General features: G+C 54.5%; 13 protein-coding genes. 5 read left to right on the forward strand and 8 right to left on the reverse strand.

Features of this window, described 5'->3' with window-relative positions; translation table 11 throughout:
- Positions 1–23 precede the first annotated feature (23 nt).
- Entirely contained in the window at positions 24–881 is an 858-nt protein-coding gene (gene nfo / locus OGV79_RS18625; protein WP_049009465.1) for a deoxyribonuclease IV, read from the forward strand.
- Between the two features lie 2 nt (positions 882–883).
- Positions 884–1,978, forward strand: a complete 1,095-nt coding sequence (locus tag OGV79_RS18630) for a sugar kinase (protein ID WP_024130172.1) — start codon at positions 884–886, stop codon at positions 1,976–1,978.
- Between the two features lie 373 nt (positions 1,979–2,351).
- Here OGV79_RS18630 and OGV79_RS18635 read toward each other — a convergent pair whose 3' ends face one another.
- The 6 genes from OGV79_RS18635 to fruB all read right to left on the reverse strand — a co-directional run bounded on the left by OGV79_RS18635 (position 2,352) and on the right by fruB (position 9,689).
- Positions 2,352–3,602 carry a NupC/NupG family nucleoside CNT transporter gene (locus OGV79_RS18635; RefSeq protein WP_104868442.1) on the reverse strand — a complete coding sequence of 417 codons (1,251 nt, stop codon included), beginning with the start codon at positions 3,600–3,602 and terminating at the stop codon, positions 2,352–2,354.
- Positions 3,603–3,688: 86 nt separating this feature from the next.
- Positions 3,689–4,624, reverse strand: coding sequence for a pseudouridine-5'-phosphate glycosidase (locus OGV79_RS18640; RefSeq protein ID WP_286468791.1), 936 nt, complete (start codon positions 4,622–4,624; stop codon positions 3,689–3,691).
- Positions 4,612–5,553, reverse strand: coding sequence for a pseudouridine kinase (locus tag OGV79_RS18645; RefSeq protein ID WP_198447492.1), 942 nt, complete (start codon positions 5,551–5,553; stop codon positions 4,612–4,614). The genes OGV79_RS18640 and OGV79_RS18645 overlap by 13 nt, the downstream gene beginning before the upstream one ends.
- A gap of 359 nt (positions 5,554–5,912) precedes the next feature.
- Positions 5,913–7,604 (reverse strand): PTS fructose transporter subunit IIBC, encoded by a 1,692-nt coding sequence (gene fruA, locus OGV79_RS18650; protein WP_012131593.1) that lies wholly within the window; start codon positions 7,602–7,604, stop codon positions 5,913–5,915.
- A gap of 16 nt (positions 7,605–7,620) precedes the next feature.
- Positions 7,621–8,559: a 1-phosphofructokinase gene (gene fruK, locus OGV79_RS18655; RefSeq protein ID WP_012131592.1), complete on the reverse strand. Its 939-nt coding sequence runs from the start codon at positions 8,557–8,559 to the stop codon at positions 7,621–7,623.
- Positions 8,559–9,689, reverse strand: coding sequence for a fused PTS fructose transporter subunit IIA/HPr protein (gene fruB / locus OGV79_RS18660; protein ID WP_286468792.1), 1,131 nt, complete (start codon positions 9,687–9,689; stop codon positions 8,559–8,561). Before fruB ends, fruK begins: the two co-directional genes overlap by 1 nt.
- Positions 9,690–10,058: 369 nt before the next feature.
- On the opposite strand from fruB, the gene setB reads away from it, so the two are divergent.
- On the forward strand, positions 10,059–11,240 hold the full coding sequence (setB, locus tag OGV79_RS18665) for a sugar efflux transporter SetB (RefSeq protein WP_047462472.1): 1,182 nt from the start codon (positions 10,059–10,061) through the stop codon (positions 11,238–11,240).
- Here setB and OGV79_RS18670 read toward each other — a convergent pair.
- A complete protein-coding gene (locus tag OGV79_RS18670) occupies positions 11,237–11,491 on the reverse strand; it encodes a YkgJ family cysteine cluster protein (RefSeq protein WP_024130170.1) in 255 nt (84 codons plus the stop codon). The two genes, setB and OGV79_RS18670, sit on opposite strands and share 4 nt — an antisense overlap.
- A 152-nt stretch (positions 11,492–11,643) precedes the next feature.
- Between OGV79_RS18670 and yeiP the strand changes: the two genes are divergently transcribed.
- Positions 11,644–12,216, forward strand: a complete 573-nt coding sequence (gene yeiP / locus OGV79_RS18675; protein WP_012131588.1) for an elongation factor P-like protein YeiP — start codon at positions 11,644–11,646, stop codon at positions 12,214–12,216.
- A 67-nt stretch (positions 12,217–12,283) separates the two neighbouring features.
- Here the strand turns inward: yeiP and uxuA are convergent, their stop codons facing one another.
- The gene (uxuA, locus tag OGV79_RS18680; protein ID WP_115609093.1) at positions 12,284–13,474 is read right to left on the reverse strand and encodes a mannonate dehydratase; all 1,191 of its coding nucleotides are present in this window, start codon (positions 13,472–13,474) and stop codon (positions 12,284–12,286) included.
- 204 nt (positions 13,475–13,678) lie between these two features.
- Here uxuA and OGV79_RS18685 point away from each other — a divergent pair, with 204 nt between their 5' ends.
- Positions 13,679–15,145 (forward strand): mannitol dehydrogenase family protein, encoded by a 1,467-nt coding sequence (locus OGV79_RS18685; RefSeq protein ID WP_286468794.1) that lies wholly within the window; start codon positions 13,679–13,681, stop codon positions 15,143–15,145.
- Positions 15,146–15,201: the final 56 nt, after the last annotated feature.

Below are 15,201 nucleotides of genomic sequence, written 5' to 3' on the forward strand. Positions count from 1 at the left end.
AGCGGGTTTAACAGGAGTCTTCCATGAAATATATCGGAGCGCATGTCAGCGCCGCTGGCGGGTTAGCCAACGCTGCAATTCGCGCCGCAGAAATTGACGCAACCGCATTTGCGCTGTTCACGAAAAATCAGCGTCAATGGCGCGCCGCGCCGCTCACTGCCCAAATCATTGATGACTTTAAGGCCGCCTGCGAGAAATACCACTATTCGCCTGCGCAGATCCTTCCCCACGACAGCTATCTGATCAACCTCGGGCACCCTGTCAGCGAAGCGCTGGAAAAATCGCGCGATGCGTTTATTGATGAAATGCAGCGTTGTGAGCAACTGGGGCTATCGCTGCTCAATTTCCACCCGGGTAGCCATTTACAGCAAATCCCGGAAGAGGAATGTCTGGCTCGAATTGCAGAGTCGATCAACATTGCCCTTGAGAAAACCCAAGGGGTCACGGCAGTCATTGAAAACACTGCGGGTCAGGGGAGCAATCTGGGATTCAGGTTTGAGCATCTCGCCGCCATCATCGACGGCGTGGAAGATAAATCCCGCGTGGGCGTCTGTATTGATACCTGTCACGCGTTCGCGGCCGGTTACGATCTGCGTACCACCGACGAATGTGAAAAAACATTCGCCGATTTTGAGCGTGTTGTGGGCTTTACATACCTGCGCGGCATGCACCTGAACGACGCGAAAAGCGCTTTTGGCAGCCGCGTTGACCGTCACCACAGTTTGGGCGAAGGCAACATTGGTCATGATGCATTTCGCTGGATTATGCAGGACGATCGTTTTGACGGTATTCCGCTGATTCTGGAAACCATCAACCCGGATATCTGGGCAGAAGAGATCGCCTGGCTGAAAGCGCAGCAAACGGCAAAGGTGGTTGCGTAATGATGAACGACAGGGAAAAGCAGATACTCAAGATCCTGCGCCGCAATCCGCTCATTCAGCAAAATGAAATCGCTGATATTTTGCAGATCAGTCGCTCACGCGTGGCGGCCCATATTATGGATTTGATGCGCAAAGGGATGATCAAAGGCAAAGGCTATATCCTCACCGAGCAGGAGTATTGCGTGGTGGTCGGGGCGATCAATATGGATATTCGCGGCGTGGCGGATATCCATTATCCACAGGCGGCTTCCAACCCTGGCAGCATTCACTGTTCTGCTGGCGGCGTGGGGCGCAATATTGCGCATAATCTGGCGCTGCTGGGTCGCGATGTGCATTTGCTCTCTGCGGTCGGTAGCGATTTTTATGGTGAAACGCTGCTGGAGCAGACTCGTCAGGCTGGCGTGAACATCTCCAGCTGTATCCGTCTGCATGGGCATAACACTTCAACCTATCTGTCCATCGCCAACCAGCAGGAAGAGACAGTGCTGGCGATTAACGACACCCACATTCTGCAACAGCTGACGCCGCAGTTGCTGAATAGCTCGCGGGATCTGATCCGTCACGCTGGCGTGGTGCTGGCGGACTGCAACCTGACGCCAGAAGCCATCGAATGGGTCTTTACCATTGCGGATGAAATCCCGGTCTTTATTGATACCGTTTCAGAGTTCAAAGCGGAAAAAATCAGGACCTGGTATTCACGCATTCATACGTTAAAACCCACGCAAAAAGAGCTGGAGATTCTGTGGGGAAAAGCGGTGCGTTCCGATGCCGACCGTGTACAGGCCGTCAATGACCTGCATCAGCAAGGCGTACAGCGAATCTTCGTTTGCCTGGAAGATGAAGCGGTCTTTTGTAGCGAGAAAAACGGCGAGCAGTTTTTACTCACCCCGCCGTCTCACACCCGCGTGGACAGCTTCGGCGCGGATGATGGCTTCATGGCCGGGTTGCTCTACAGCTTTCTGGAGGGTAGTGATTTTCGCGATAGCGCGAATTTCGCGATGGCCTGCGCGGCGTTATCGCGCGCCAGCATCAGTATTAACAACCCCACCCTCTCCGCCGATAACGCGCTTTATCTGCTGAAAACAACCCTGGCATAATGCCTGATGGCGCTTCGCTTATCAGGCCTACGGGGTGCGTTACTGTAGGTCGGATATGCCTGATGGCGCTGCGCTTATCAGGCCTACGGAGTGCGTTACTGTGGGTCGGATATGCCTGATGGCGCTTCGCTTATCAGGCCTACGGGGTGCGTTACTGTGGGTCGGATATGCCTGATGGCGCTACGCTTATCAGGCCTACGGGGTGCGTTACTGTGGGTCGAATATGCCTGATGGCGCTGCGCTTATCAGGCCTACGGAGTGCGTTACTGTGGGTCGGATATGCCTGATGGCGCTGCGCTTATCAGGTCTACGAGGTGCGTTACTGTAGGCCGGATAAGGCGAAGCCGCCATCCGGCAAAATCGTCTACTACAACTACGCCAGCCCGATAAAGAACCCCGCGATAGTGGCGCTCATCAGGTTAGAGAGCGTTGCCGCCGCCAGCGCACGCATTCCTAGCTGGGCGATTTCCGGCGCACGCTGCGGCGCAATCGCAGAAAACGCGCCCACCACCACGCCAATCGAACCAAAGTTGGCAAAGCCACACAACGCGAAAGAGATGATCGCTATCGTCTTCACATCCAGCGTACCGGCAGCTTGCAGATATGGAGAGAAGTTGAGATAAGCAACAAACTCGTTAATCGCCAGTTTTTGCCCAATCAGGCTACCGGCAAGCGTCGCATCGCTCCAGTCCACGCCCATAATCCAGGCCAGCGGCGCTAAAACCCAGCCGAAGATCCCTTCAAGAGTGGCGTGACCAAAGCCAAACCAGCCGCCAACGCCGCCGATGATGCCGTTAATCAGCGCGATAATGGCAACAAACGCCATCACCACCGTCGCCACACCGGCGGCGATTTTCAGCCCGGTCATCGCGCCGCTGGCCGCCGCTTCGATGATGCTTTTTGGCGGCGTTTCGGTAAATGACAGGTTTTCAAACGTCACCTTCGATTCTTCCGTCGCCGGGCTCAGCATACGGGCAAACAGAATGCCGCCAGGGATCGCCATTAAGGACGCCGCCAGCAGATAATCAATCGGCACCCCCATTCCGGCATAGCCAATCATCATCGAACCGGCGATTGAGGCCATGCCGCTACAAATGGCGGTAAACAGCTCATTACGATTTAGACGGTCGATAAACGGCTTAACAATCGCCGGGATCTCGTTTTGCCCGAGGAAAATGGTAGTGACCGCAACGAACGACTCGATCTTACTGATGTTCAGCGCTTTCTGGAAAATACCGCCGAGGATACGGATCAGCAGTCCCATCACGCCAATGTAGTAAAGCAAGCTGATCAGCGCAGTCACAAAGATGATGGCAGGCAACACGCGAAAGGCAAAGATAAACCCGGCGCCGTCAAACAGCACATCCATTTTTGGCCCTACTAATGAGCCAAAGATAAATGCGCTACCCGCGTCGCTGTAGGACATCACCTTGTGGACACCGAGCGCGGCCTGCTCCACCAGCCATTTCCCCGGCGGGAAATAAAGCATGATCCCACCGATGGCGATTTGCAGCACCAGCGCCGCGCCAACGGTACGCAGGCTGATACGTTTTTTATTCACTGACAGCAGAAATGCGATTGCCAGTAGTACCACCATACCCACAACACTTCTCATTATATCCATAATGATTTTCCCTTCATGCCAGGAAACCCGGCGTGAAAGCCAGGTTTTGATATCGCGGGCGACCGCTCTCTGCCCGTGCGTTTTTATCAGGCGAGGCGTTGATATTCCTTCGCTATTTCACAGGCCAGTACAGCGTTGTTGAACACCAGTTGGATATTGGATTTCAGGCTATCGCCGCCGGTCAGTTCCGCCACGCGCGCCAGCAAGAATGGCGTGCTTTCTTTCCCCACGACGCCCTGCTCTTCCGCTTCTTTCACGGCCTGATCGATCGCCGCGTTGATTTTCTCTTCCGCCATCGCAAACTGTTCCGGGATCGGGTTTGCCACAACCAGACCACCGTTCAGGCCGGTTTGCCATTTCACCGCCATTGCGCGGGCGATGTCTTGCGCGCTGTCCAGGCGAATACTAACGTCAAACGGACTGGTACGGCAGAAAAATGCCGGTAATGCCTGGGTCTGATAGCCAATTAACGGCACGCCAAAAGTCTCTAAATATTCGGTGGTTAATCCCAGGTCGAGAATTGATTTCGCCCCCGCACAAACTACCGTAACGTTGGTATGCGCCAGCTCCTGTAAGTCAGCAGAAATATCAAACGTATGTTCTGCGCCACGATGTACGCCACCGATACCGCCGGTTGCAAATACTTTAATTCCGGCCAGTGCGGCAATAATCATGGTGGATGCGACCGTCGTTGCGCCATTTTTCCCAGCGGCAACCACAAACGGTAAGTCACGACGACTGACTTTTGTAACGTTATGTCCTTCACGGCCTAATAATTCAATTTCGTCTTTATTCAGGCCCACTTTCATTACACCGCCAATAATGGCAATGGTTGCAGGCACGGCGCCATGTTTACGAATGGTTTCTTCAACTTCAATTGCCGTTTGCGCATTTTGCGGAAAAGGCATGCCGTGGGAAATAATGGTTGATTCCAGCGCAACAATGGGTTTCTTACTCTTTAATGCGTCCTGTACTTCTGGCGAAATTTGTAATAATTCAGAGGAAAGAGTTAATTCAGACATTCTGTGTTCTCCACTAACGATGTAACATTCGCGACAGATAAATCAGGGTTATTGGTATATTCACAGGCAAGCGCCATTGATGAACAACCCTGTGCAAATCGAACCGAATCTATAAAGGGTAAGCCGTCCATCCAGCAGGCGGCGAGTCCCGCCATCATGGCGTCGCCAGCGCCGGTCACATTGACGACGTTGGTTTTAATGGGAAGCGACCAGCCGTTTTCGCCGTTGATATCGCTGTAATAAACGCCGTCGCCACCCATACTAAGCACCAGACGGTTCAGGCCATGTTCATGAAACCATGCCGCAACGCTCCCGACATCTTCCCGCCCGGAGAGGGGAATGCCGCTGAGGGTTTCAGCTTCAAGCCGGTTGGGTTTCAGCGTGTGAATTTTGTCAAGTCGCTCGCGAATTTTGACACACTTCCAGGCAGAAACCGGATCAACAAATACCGGCACATCGCCCGCATTTTCCAGCACCCAGTTCAGTGCCTCTTCGCTGATATTACAATCGGCGACAATCACTTTTGCCCCACGAATAAAATCAGCATGCTGTGATAAAAATTCAGCCGAAATAAAGTCGGTAATGCTCATGTCATTTATGGCGACCAGCATTTCTCCGGTATTGTCGAGCAGGGATAAGTAACTTGACGTATTTTCTCCCGGCACAATCAGACATTTATCAACGTGCACACCGGATTGATTCGTTTGCGCCATTAATGACTGCCCATAGAAATCACTCCCGACGGCCGTCAGTAGCCATGAGTTTTTTCCCAGCAGCGCCAGATTATGCGCAATATTGCGCCCCACGCCGCCGGGGGTAAATTTTATTTTTCCCGGATTGGAGTCCGCATAATTTAAAGAAGCATGCGAATACCCGGCAACATCCATATTGGCTGAGCCAATCGTCACTATGTATTCCGTTTCACGCATAGAACGTCCTCTGGCATTAAGCTGCCATAACAATGAGTTCGTTAAGAATAACCACCGCCACAATCGAGATTATTAGAGCACATGTTCATATTAAAACACATGTTCATGATATGCGTGTTTTTGATAAAGTAAATCCATCCGCAAGCCCTAAAGCGAATAGATATGAACAGAGTCACAATTTTTTATAGATACAGTTTGCAAGGGAGGAAAAAGTTGCGAGCCAGGACACAAAATGGGGGGGGATAAAAAAGGCAGAAAAATGCCGGATGGCGACGCTAATGCGTTTTATCCGGCCTACAGGATCGGTATCCGTAGGCCGGATAAGGCGCTCACGCCGCCATCCGGCACAAGGTTTTACATTATGCCGCTTTCGCGATAACTTCAGCTTCCGGGCGTTTCAGGAACGCATAGGCCAGACCGGCAACCAGCGTACCCGCAACAATCGCCAGCAGATAGCCCAGCACCGGTGTAATCGCGCCAGGAATCAGCAGCACAAACAGACCGCCGTGCGGCGCCATCAGTTTCGCGCCAACCCACATTGAAATTGCGCCTGTCAGCGCGCCGCCGACGATACAGCATGGCAGGACACGCATCGGGTCGCGCGCCGCAAACGGGATCGCGCCTTCGGTAATGAAGCACAGCCCCAGCACCAGCGCGGCTTTGCCCCCTTCCTGCTGCGCCTTGTCGAACTTACGACGCGCAACCAGAGTTGCCAGCCCAAGAGCCAGCGGAGGAACCATGCCTGCCGCCATAATGGCCGCCATCGGCGCATAAGTCTGGGTACTCAGCAGACCAACACCGAACGCATACGCCGCTTTGTTAACCGGGCCGCCCATATCAGTACACATCATACCGCCGAGGATCGCGCCCAGCAGTACCGCATTCGCCGTCCCCATCGTTTGCAGCCAGTGAGTCAGCCCTTCCAGAATGCCGGCAACCGGTTTACCAATAAGGTAAATCATCGCCAGACCGACAATCAGACTGGAAATCAGTGGAATGATCAGGATCGGTTTCAGCGCTTCCATACTCTGCGGAAGTTTCAGTTTAGTGCTGATAAGTTTCGCGACATAACCGGCCAGGAAGCCCGCGATGATACCGCCGATAAAGCCAGATCCGGTGCTCACCGCCAGCATACCGCCGATAAGACCCGGCGTCAGGCCTGGACGATCCGCAATGGAAAACGCGATATATCCCGCCAGCACTGGCACCATTAGCGCGAAGGCAGAACCGCCGCCGATCTGCATCAGCGCCGCAGCCAGCGTACCTTCTTCTTTAAACGCCTCAATACCAAACGCAAAGGAGAGCGCGATACACAACCCACCTGCAACCACCATTGGCAGCATGTAGGAAACGCCCGTCAGCAGATGGCGATATGCGCCAGCGCTCTCTTTTTTTCCTTCTGTCGCGGCGGCCTGCGCTTTGCCCGTAGGCGCATACGGCGTCGCTTCCGCTACGGCTTTGTCCAGTTCCTGCGCGGTTTTCTTCAGCGCCAGGCCGGTTGACGTACGGTACATCGGTTTTCCGGCAAACTTCGCCAGATCCACTTCGATGTCAGCCGCCACGATCACCAGATCCGCTTCCGCAACCTCTTCCGGCGTGATGGCATTGCCTGCGCCCACGGAGCCGCGGGTTTCGACCTTCACCCACCAGCCACGTTTTTTCGCTTCGGTTTCAATCGCTTCAGCCGCCATAAAGGTATGCGCGACGCCTGTCGGACACGCCGTCACCGCCACGACGCGTTTCGGGCCGCTGGCCGCTGCCGGGGCGGCAACCGCTGTCGGCGCGCTGTATGGCGTCGCGTGTCCTTTCGCTTCATTGAGGAACAGTTCCGGGTGCGCCACGGCACGGGCAATATCGCCCAGCCAGACTTTTTTACCGTTCAGCGCGCTGTCATTCGGCACAGCGTCAGCCAACACAATGGCTAACTCTGCGTCATTCGGATTGTCGATAATTTCCAGATTTGCTTTATGTGCCGCCGCGCCGAGCAGGGTCTTCGCCATGTAAGCGCGAGCCTGGCCGAGATTGGCGTCAATAATCAGCAGCGTTTTCATTATGCCTCTCCTGCTGTCAGTTAAACGGTTTTAAGTCGACGCGCGCCATCATTGCGGCCAACTGAGGACGATCGGTAATGCCCACATTGCTCTGGCTTACCGCAAGCGCGGCAACGGCTGTCGCCAGACGCAACGTATGTTCACTGGATTCACGCATCAGCAGGCCGTAAATCAGACCGCCAACCATAGAATCCCCTGCACCTACGGTACTCACCACATCAACGGACGGTGGCTTCGCGATCCACTCGCCGGATGCGTTCACCCACAGCGCCCCTTCCGCACCGAGAGAGATCACCACATGCGCAATACCTTGCTCACGCAGGGCGTGCGCCGCGTCGATCACATCTTTCATTTCCGGCAGCTTACGGCCTGCCCAGATTTCTAATTCACGACGGTTCGGTTTCACCAGCCACGGCGCCGCTTTCAGACCCGCCACCAACGCTTCACGACTACTATCAAAGATAATGCATGGGCACTGGCTACGCAGACGCGTCATCCAGTCGGTAAACGCTTCCGGGCTGACGCCTGTCGGCAAGCTGCCGCTGACGCAGACCATATCGAACTGACCCAGCCAGCTCAGCGAATCGTTCACAAAACGTTCCCAGTCAGCCGGAGTCACGTCAAAACCGGAGAAGTTAAAGTCGGTCACTTCACCGTCTTTTTCCGTCAGCTTAACGTTGATGCGGGTACGCCCCTGCACCACCTGAAAACGGTTGGCAATGCCCAGCTCGCTGAACAACTGCTGGAAACCGTCCTGGTTGTCTTTACCCAGGAAACCGCCAACCGTGACATCAATACCTAAATCTTTCAGAACTCTGGCAACGTTGATGCCTTTACCCGCCGCATGCAGACCCGTGGTTTTCACCAGGTTCACTTCGCCGCGTTCAATCTCCGGGCAGAAACCGACCAGGTCGTATGCCGGATTAAGGGTGATAGTAGCAACACGTCTGCTCATTACGCGCCCTCCCCAAGACCAGCGGCAATGGCGTCGCCAATCGCTTTCAGCGCCTGTTCAGCATCTTCGCCCTGCGCCGTAAAGCGCAGGCGATGGCCTTTCTTCACGCCTAACGCCACCACTTTCATCAAACTGCGTCCATTTGCCGGTTTTCCGGTTCCATCAAGGTTTGCCACGGTAATTTCGCTATTAAATTGTTTAATGGTATTCACCAGCATGGTGCCCGGACGGGCGTGTAAGCCATGCTCATTGCGCACGACAAATTCGGCGCTCAGCACGTCGTCAGTCAATGCTTCATCACTGGTCAGCAGCGCCAGCACGGTGGCGGCATCCGCTTTCAGCAAACGGTCAGCTTTATTGTTCAGCAGCAGATCGCCAAGGCGCTTCAGCACGGCGACGGGCTGATCGTCATTCATCGCGACAGTCACCAGCAGCGCAGCCGCTTCGCCCTCTACGTCAAACGCCGTAGCCGCACGGCTCACAGCGATAGCGCTGCGCAGGTTGCCGTCCGCGCTGTCGTTCAGCCAGATGCCCTGGCCGAGATTCATCGGCTGTTCATTGATGGTTCTGGCGACAAACGCGGCATCCACAGCGCCTGCTTCTTTCAGGCGCGCGGCGTTCAGCGCCTGTAGCGTCACCAGGTCGCTGGCCGTCACATCCAGCGTCAGGGTGTCGTTATCCAGCTTCAGCTGTTCGCTCTGCTTTTCACCCATCAGCAACGCGCGCAGTTCTTCTGCCGTCGTGGCGGATTTCAGCTGTTCAGCCACAGCGTCATCGCTTAATACGTGCGTCAGTTGACGCAGCAACCCGAGATGCTCATCGGAGCTGGCGGCAATACCAATCGCCACATAGGCCACTTGCCCTTGGCCCCAGGTTACGCCCTGCGGAAACTGGAACACCTGCACGCCGGTTTTCAGCACCTGATCGCGCGTGTCGGTCGTTCCGTGCGGAATGGCGATACCGTTGCCAAGGAAAGTGGATGTCTGTTGCTCACGCGTCAGCATGCCGTCGACGTAGCCGTCTGCGACGTTGCCCGCCTGCACTAACGCAGCGGCAACCTGGCGAATGGCCTCTTCTTTGTTTCCGGCCTGTTCGCCCGGATGAATGTCCTGAACCGATAACTGGAACATAGTTCTCCTCTCCTGCTGAACATGAAACGATTCAGCTAACATGAGAAAAAAGGCGCTAATCTGACTTGTAACCAAAAACAAAATAGCGCTGAAACGTTTCAAGAAGTCTTGCGCTTTCTGCTTCAGCACGCAAGTAAAGTCGTAAAATTGATGACAGAATTTAGAGATAAAGCACACTTTTCATTCAGGAAGGTAATAAATGCTGAAGTGAATTGCCTGTAAAACGATCTGTTTCAGCACCGTCAGCATCTTCCCTTCATAGACTGAAATGCTATTTTGATTTTTTGTGGTGATTTTGATTTGGGCACCTGTTTATTTCCTGACGAGCAGCGTAAACTCCGCGTCTCTTCACACCACTGATACAGAAACATGCATAACACCCCCGTTGCCGCCACACCAAAAACGTTTGATTTGACGTCTTCGGCATTCCTGCTCGTCGCGTTTCTGACGGGTATCGCCGGTGCGTTACAGACGCCGACGCTCAGTCTTTTTCTGACGGATGAAGTACACGCTCGTCCGGGGATGGTTGGCTTCTTTTTTACCGGCAGCGCCGTTATCGGCATTCTGGTGAGCCAGTTTCTGGCCGGGCGCTCCGACAAAAAAGGCGATCGCAAAAGCCTGATCGTTTTTTGCTGTGTGCTGGGCATGTTGGCCTGCGTGCTGTTTGCCTGGAACCGCAACTATTTTATTTTGCTGTTCGTCGGCGTTTTCCTGAGTAGTTTTGGTTCGACCGCGAACCCGCAAATGTTCGCCCTTGCCCGCGAACATGCCGATCGCACCGGTCGCGAAGCCGTGATGTTCAGCTCGATATTGCGCGCCCAGGTTTCGCTGGCGTGGGTGATCGGGCCGCCGCTGGCCTATGCGCTGGCGATGGGGTTCAGCTTTACCGTGATGTACCTGAGCGCGGCGGCGGCGTTTGTCGTCTGTGGCGTAATGGTCTGGCTGTTTTTACCGTCAATGCGTAAAGATGCGCCGCTTGCTGCCGGAACCCTTGAAGCGCCGCGCCGTAATCGCCGCGATACGCTGCTGCTCTTTGTTATCTGCACATTAATGTGGGGAACCAACAGCCTCTATATCATTAATATGCCGCTGTTTATCATTAACGAACTGCATCTGCCGGAAAAACTTGCCGGCGTCATGATGGGGACTGCCGCCGGGCTGGAAATTCCCACCATGTTGATTGCAGGCTATTTTGCTAAACGTCTCGGGAAACGCCTGCTGATGCGGATCGCCATCGTGGCGGGGTTCTGCTTTTACGCGGGTATGCTGCTGGCGCACTCGCCTGTCGTTCTGCTCGGCTTGCAGTTGCTGAACGCAATTTACATCGGCATTCTCGGCGGCATCGGGATGCTCTATTTTCAGGATCTGATGCCCGGCCAGGCGGGTTCAGCAACCACGCTGTATACCAATACCATCCGCGTAGGCTGGATTATCGCCGGATCGCTGGCGGGGATTGCGGCGGAAATCTGGAATTACCACGCCGTATTCTGGTTTGCGCTGGTGATGGCTCTCGCGACGATGGTTTGTCTGGCACGCATTAAAGACGTTTAAGGCGCCGTGAGCGTTTCCAGTTCAATGAGGTAGATCATTGCCTGCGCTCTTGTCTGACCGCACATATCGGCGCTGGGTTGCAGGCCTGCGCAGACCTTTGGACGCAGCGGCGAACCGAAGATCTTACAGCGTTGATGTTCATCAAGCTGGACACACGGCGTGTTTGCGGGTTTACCGTCAGGCATACCCGGAATGGGGCTGGAGATTGAAGGCGCGGTGCAACATGCTCCGCAATCCGGGCGGCATTCCATACAGTATTCTCTATTCGTAAGCCACCGGACTGAAAGTGGGCGAACAGTATACACAAAATCATCCGGGATATGTGAATTCCACTTGCCTGAATCGCCCGGCGCGAGTAGTTTGACGCGATATTTTAGACATTCTCTACAACAGGATTTTTTCGATGCCAAGAGCGAACGAAATTAAAAAAGGTATGGTACTGAACTACAACGGCAAGCTGCTGATTGTAAAAGATATTGATATTCAGTCACCGACCGCCCGCGGTGCCGCGACGCTGTACAAAATGCGTTTTTCCGACGTCCGTACGGGTCTGAAAGTCGAAGAGCGTTTCAAAGGCGACGACATCGTTGATACCGTCACCCTGAGCCGCCGTGGCGTCGATTTCTCTTATATCGACGGCAACGAATATGTGTTCATGGATAAAGAAGACTATACCCCGTATACCTTCACCAAAGATCAGATTGAAGAAGAGCTGCTGTTTATTCCTGAAGGCGGAATGCCGGATATGCAGGTGCTGACCTGGGACGGTCAGTTGCTGGCGCTCGAACTGCCGCAGACGGTTGATCTGGAAATCGTGGAAACCGCACCGGGCATTAAAGGCGCGTCAGCCAGCGCCCGCAACAAACCCGCAACGCTGAGCACCGGTCTGGTGATTCAGGTGCCGGAATACCTGAGCGCCGGTGAAAAAATCCGTATTCACATTGAAGAACGTCGCTACATGGGCCGCGCGGACTAAGCGCCCGTTGCCGACGCACCAACAAAAAAGGACAGCCAGGGCTGTCCTTTTTTATGACCAACAGGTGTTACAGCAAATCGCGGAACTGGGTCTTTTTCAGCGCCAGTTCAACGCCACGAATTTCCGCCAGCCCTTTCAGACGACCAATAGCGGAGTAGCCGGGGTTGGTTTTCTTATGCAGATCGTCAAGCATCTGATGACCGTGATCCGGGCGCATTGGGATCGGACGCAGATCGCCTGCCAGCTTACGACGCTGTTCTTCCGTAAGAATTGCGGTAATCACCGCGACCATATCGACATCCCCTTGCAAATGCGCGCCTTCGTGGAAGGTTTTCGGGTTATCTTCACGGCAGGTTGAGCGTAAATGGGTAAAGTGAATGCGGTCGCCAAACGTCTCGATCATTTTCACCAGGTCGTTATCCGCGCGTACGCCGTACGAACCGGTACACATGGTGAACCCGTTGTTAATGCTGTCTACGGTTTCTTTCAGCCACTGCATATCTTCAATGGTAGAAACGATGCGCGGCAGGCCGAGGATGGGGCGCGGCGGATCGTCAGGATGCACCGCCAGGCGCACGCCGACTTCTTCTGCCACCGGCACAATCGCACGCAGGAATACCGCCATATTTTCGCGTAAATCCTCTTTGCTGATACCGTTATATTCCGCCAGACGCGCACGGAACTGATCCAGCGTATAACCCTCTTCAGCGCCAGGCAGCCCGGCGATAATATTCCGGGTCAGTTTTTCGATATCCGCAGCGCTCATGGCGTTGAAGTAGTCCAGCGCCTGGCGCTGCTCTTCTTCGCTGTAGTCCGCTTGCGCGCCGTCACGCTTCAGGATGTGCAGTTCGAAAGCCGCAAAGGCAATCTGATCGAAACGCAGCGCTCTGGAACCATCGGGCAACGGATATTCAAGGTCGGTACGCGTCCAGTCGAGAATCGGCATAAAGTTGTAGCACACGGTATCAATACCGCAGGCGGCCAGATTACGGATGCTTTGCTGATAGTTTTCAATCCAGGTCTGGTACTGCCCGGAGCGTGTTTTAATCTCTTCATGCACCGGAATACTTTCGACAACAGACCAGGTCAGCCCTTTCTCAGCCAGAATGGCCTGGCGCTTTTTAATCTCTTCAACCGGCCACACATCACCGTTCGGAATGTGGTGCAATGCCGTCACAACCCCCGTTGCGCCAGCCTGACGCACATCATCAAGCGATACCGGATCGTTAGGCCCGTACCAACGCCAGGTTTGTTCCATTGCTTCACCTCACAAGTTGTTATACCAAATTAGTTTACCTGAGTGATGACTACCATACAGGTATCGCGTAAATGGTCAACGCAGGGCGCATGATTGATTGATCCAGCTCACAATCCCCGGATAAATGCGGCATACCAATTCAATTTGGTGTCATATAACTTTACACTACCATTGTTAATTAATGGTTAATCAGGTGTGTTTTTAATGAAGACTATTGCCTCTGCCCCACTCCCGGAAGGCGTACTGACGCCCCGCTACGATCGACAACAACTACAAACCCGGATTGTGCACTTCGGTTTTGGCGCGTTTCACCGCGCCCATCAGGCATTATTGACCGACAGAGTGCTGAATGCGCAAGGTGGAGACTGGGGGATCTGCGAGATCAGCCTGTTCAGCGGCGATCGCCTGATGAGCCAGCTTCGCGAGCAGAATCACTTGTACACCGTGCTGGAAAAAGGCGCGAACGGCAATCAGGCGATTATCGTCGGCGCGGTCAAGGAGTGTCTGAACGCAAAGCTGGATTCGCTTGCCGCTATTATCGAAAAGTTTTGCGAGCCGCAGGTGGCGATAGTGTCACTCACTATCACCGAAAAAGGATATTGCATCGATCCGGCAACCGGTTCGCTCGACGTGTCAAACCCGCACATTATTCACGATATGCAACACCCCACGGAGCCGCACTCAGCGCCGGGGATTCTTGTGGAGGCCCTGCATCGTCGGCGTGAGCGCGGGTTGTCGCCTTTCACGGTTCTCTCCTGCGATAACATCCCGGATAACGGCCATGTGGTTAAAAACGCCGTTCTGGGCATGGCGGAAAAACGCGCGGCGGAGCTGGCGGCGTGGATTCAGCAGCACGTCAGCTTCCCGGGAACGATGGTAGACAGAATCGTGCCTGCCGCCACAGAGGAGTCGCTGGACGAAATTACCCGCGAGCTGGGCGTCGCCGATCCCTGCGCCATCAGTTGTGAACCGTTTATACAGTGGGTCATTGAAGATAACTTTGTGGCAGGCCGCCCGCAGTGGGAAGTCGCTGGCGTGCAGATGGTTGATGACGTGCTGCCCTGGGAGCAAATGAAACTACGCATGCTCAACGGTAGCCATTCGTTCCTTGCGTATCTCGGCTATCTGGCCGGGTTCCAGCACATCAGCGATTGTATGCAGGACAGCGTGTTTCGCGAGGCCGCTTACCGCCTGATGATGAATGAACAGGCACCGACATTGCGCATCACCAACGTCGATTTATCCCGCTATGCCGCCAGCCTGATTGAACGCTTCGCCAATCCGGCGCTGAAGCACCGGACCTGGCAAATCGCGATGGACGGCAGCCAGAAATTACCGCAGCGGATGCTGGAAGGCATTCGCGAACATCTGACGCGTGGGAGTGACTGGCCGCTGCTGGCGCTGGGCGTCGCAGGCTGGATGCGCTACGTCAGCGGCGTGGACGACACAGGTGCAACGATTGATATTCGGGACCCGCTCAGTGAAAAAATTCGCCTGCTTGTTGAAAGCAGCAGTGACGCGGAGCGGGTTAGCGCGCTGCTGTCGTTGCAGGAGGTTTTCGGCACGGATCTCGTGAAAAATCCCCTGTTTGTGCAGGCCATTGAGCAAGCCTGGCGGCGCATTGCGCAACATGGCGCGCATCAGGCGGTCATTGATACGTTAAAAAATTAACAATTTCTGTCTTTCCAGCGGACGAAAAAATTCTTCGTCCGCTCTGCCCTTCTCTT

The organism is Citrobacter sp. CK185 (genome assembly GCF_030333565.1).
In the GTDB taxonomy this organism is placed as follows: domain Bacteria; phylum Pseudomonadota; class Gammaproteobacteria; order Enterobacterales; family Enterobacteriaceae; genus Citrobacter_B; species Citrobacter_B koseri.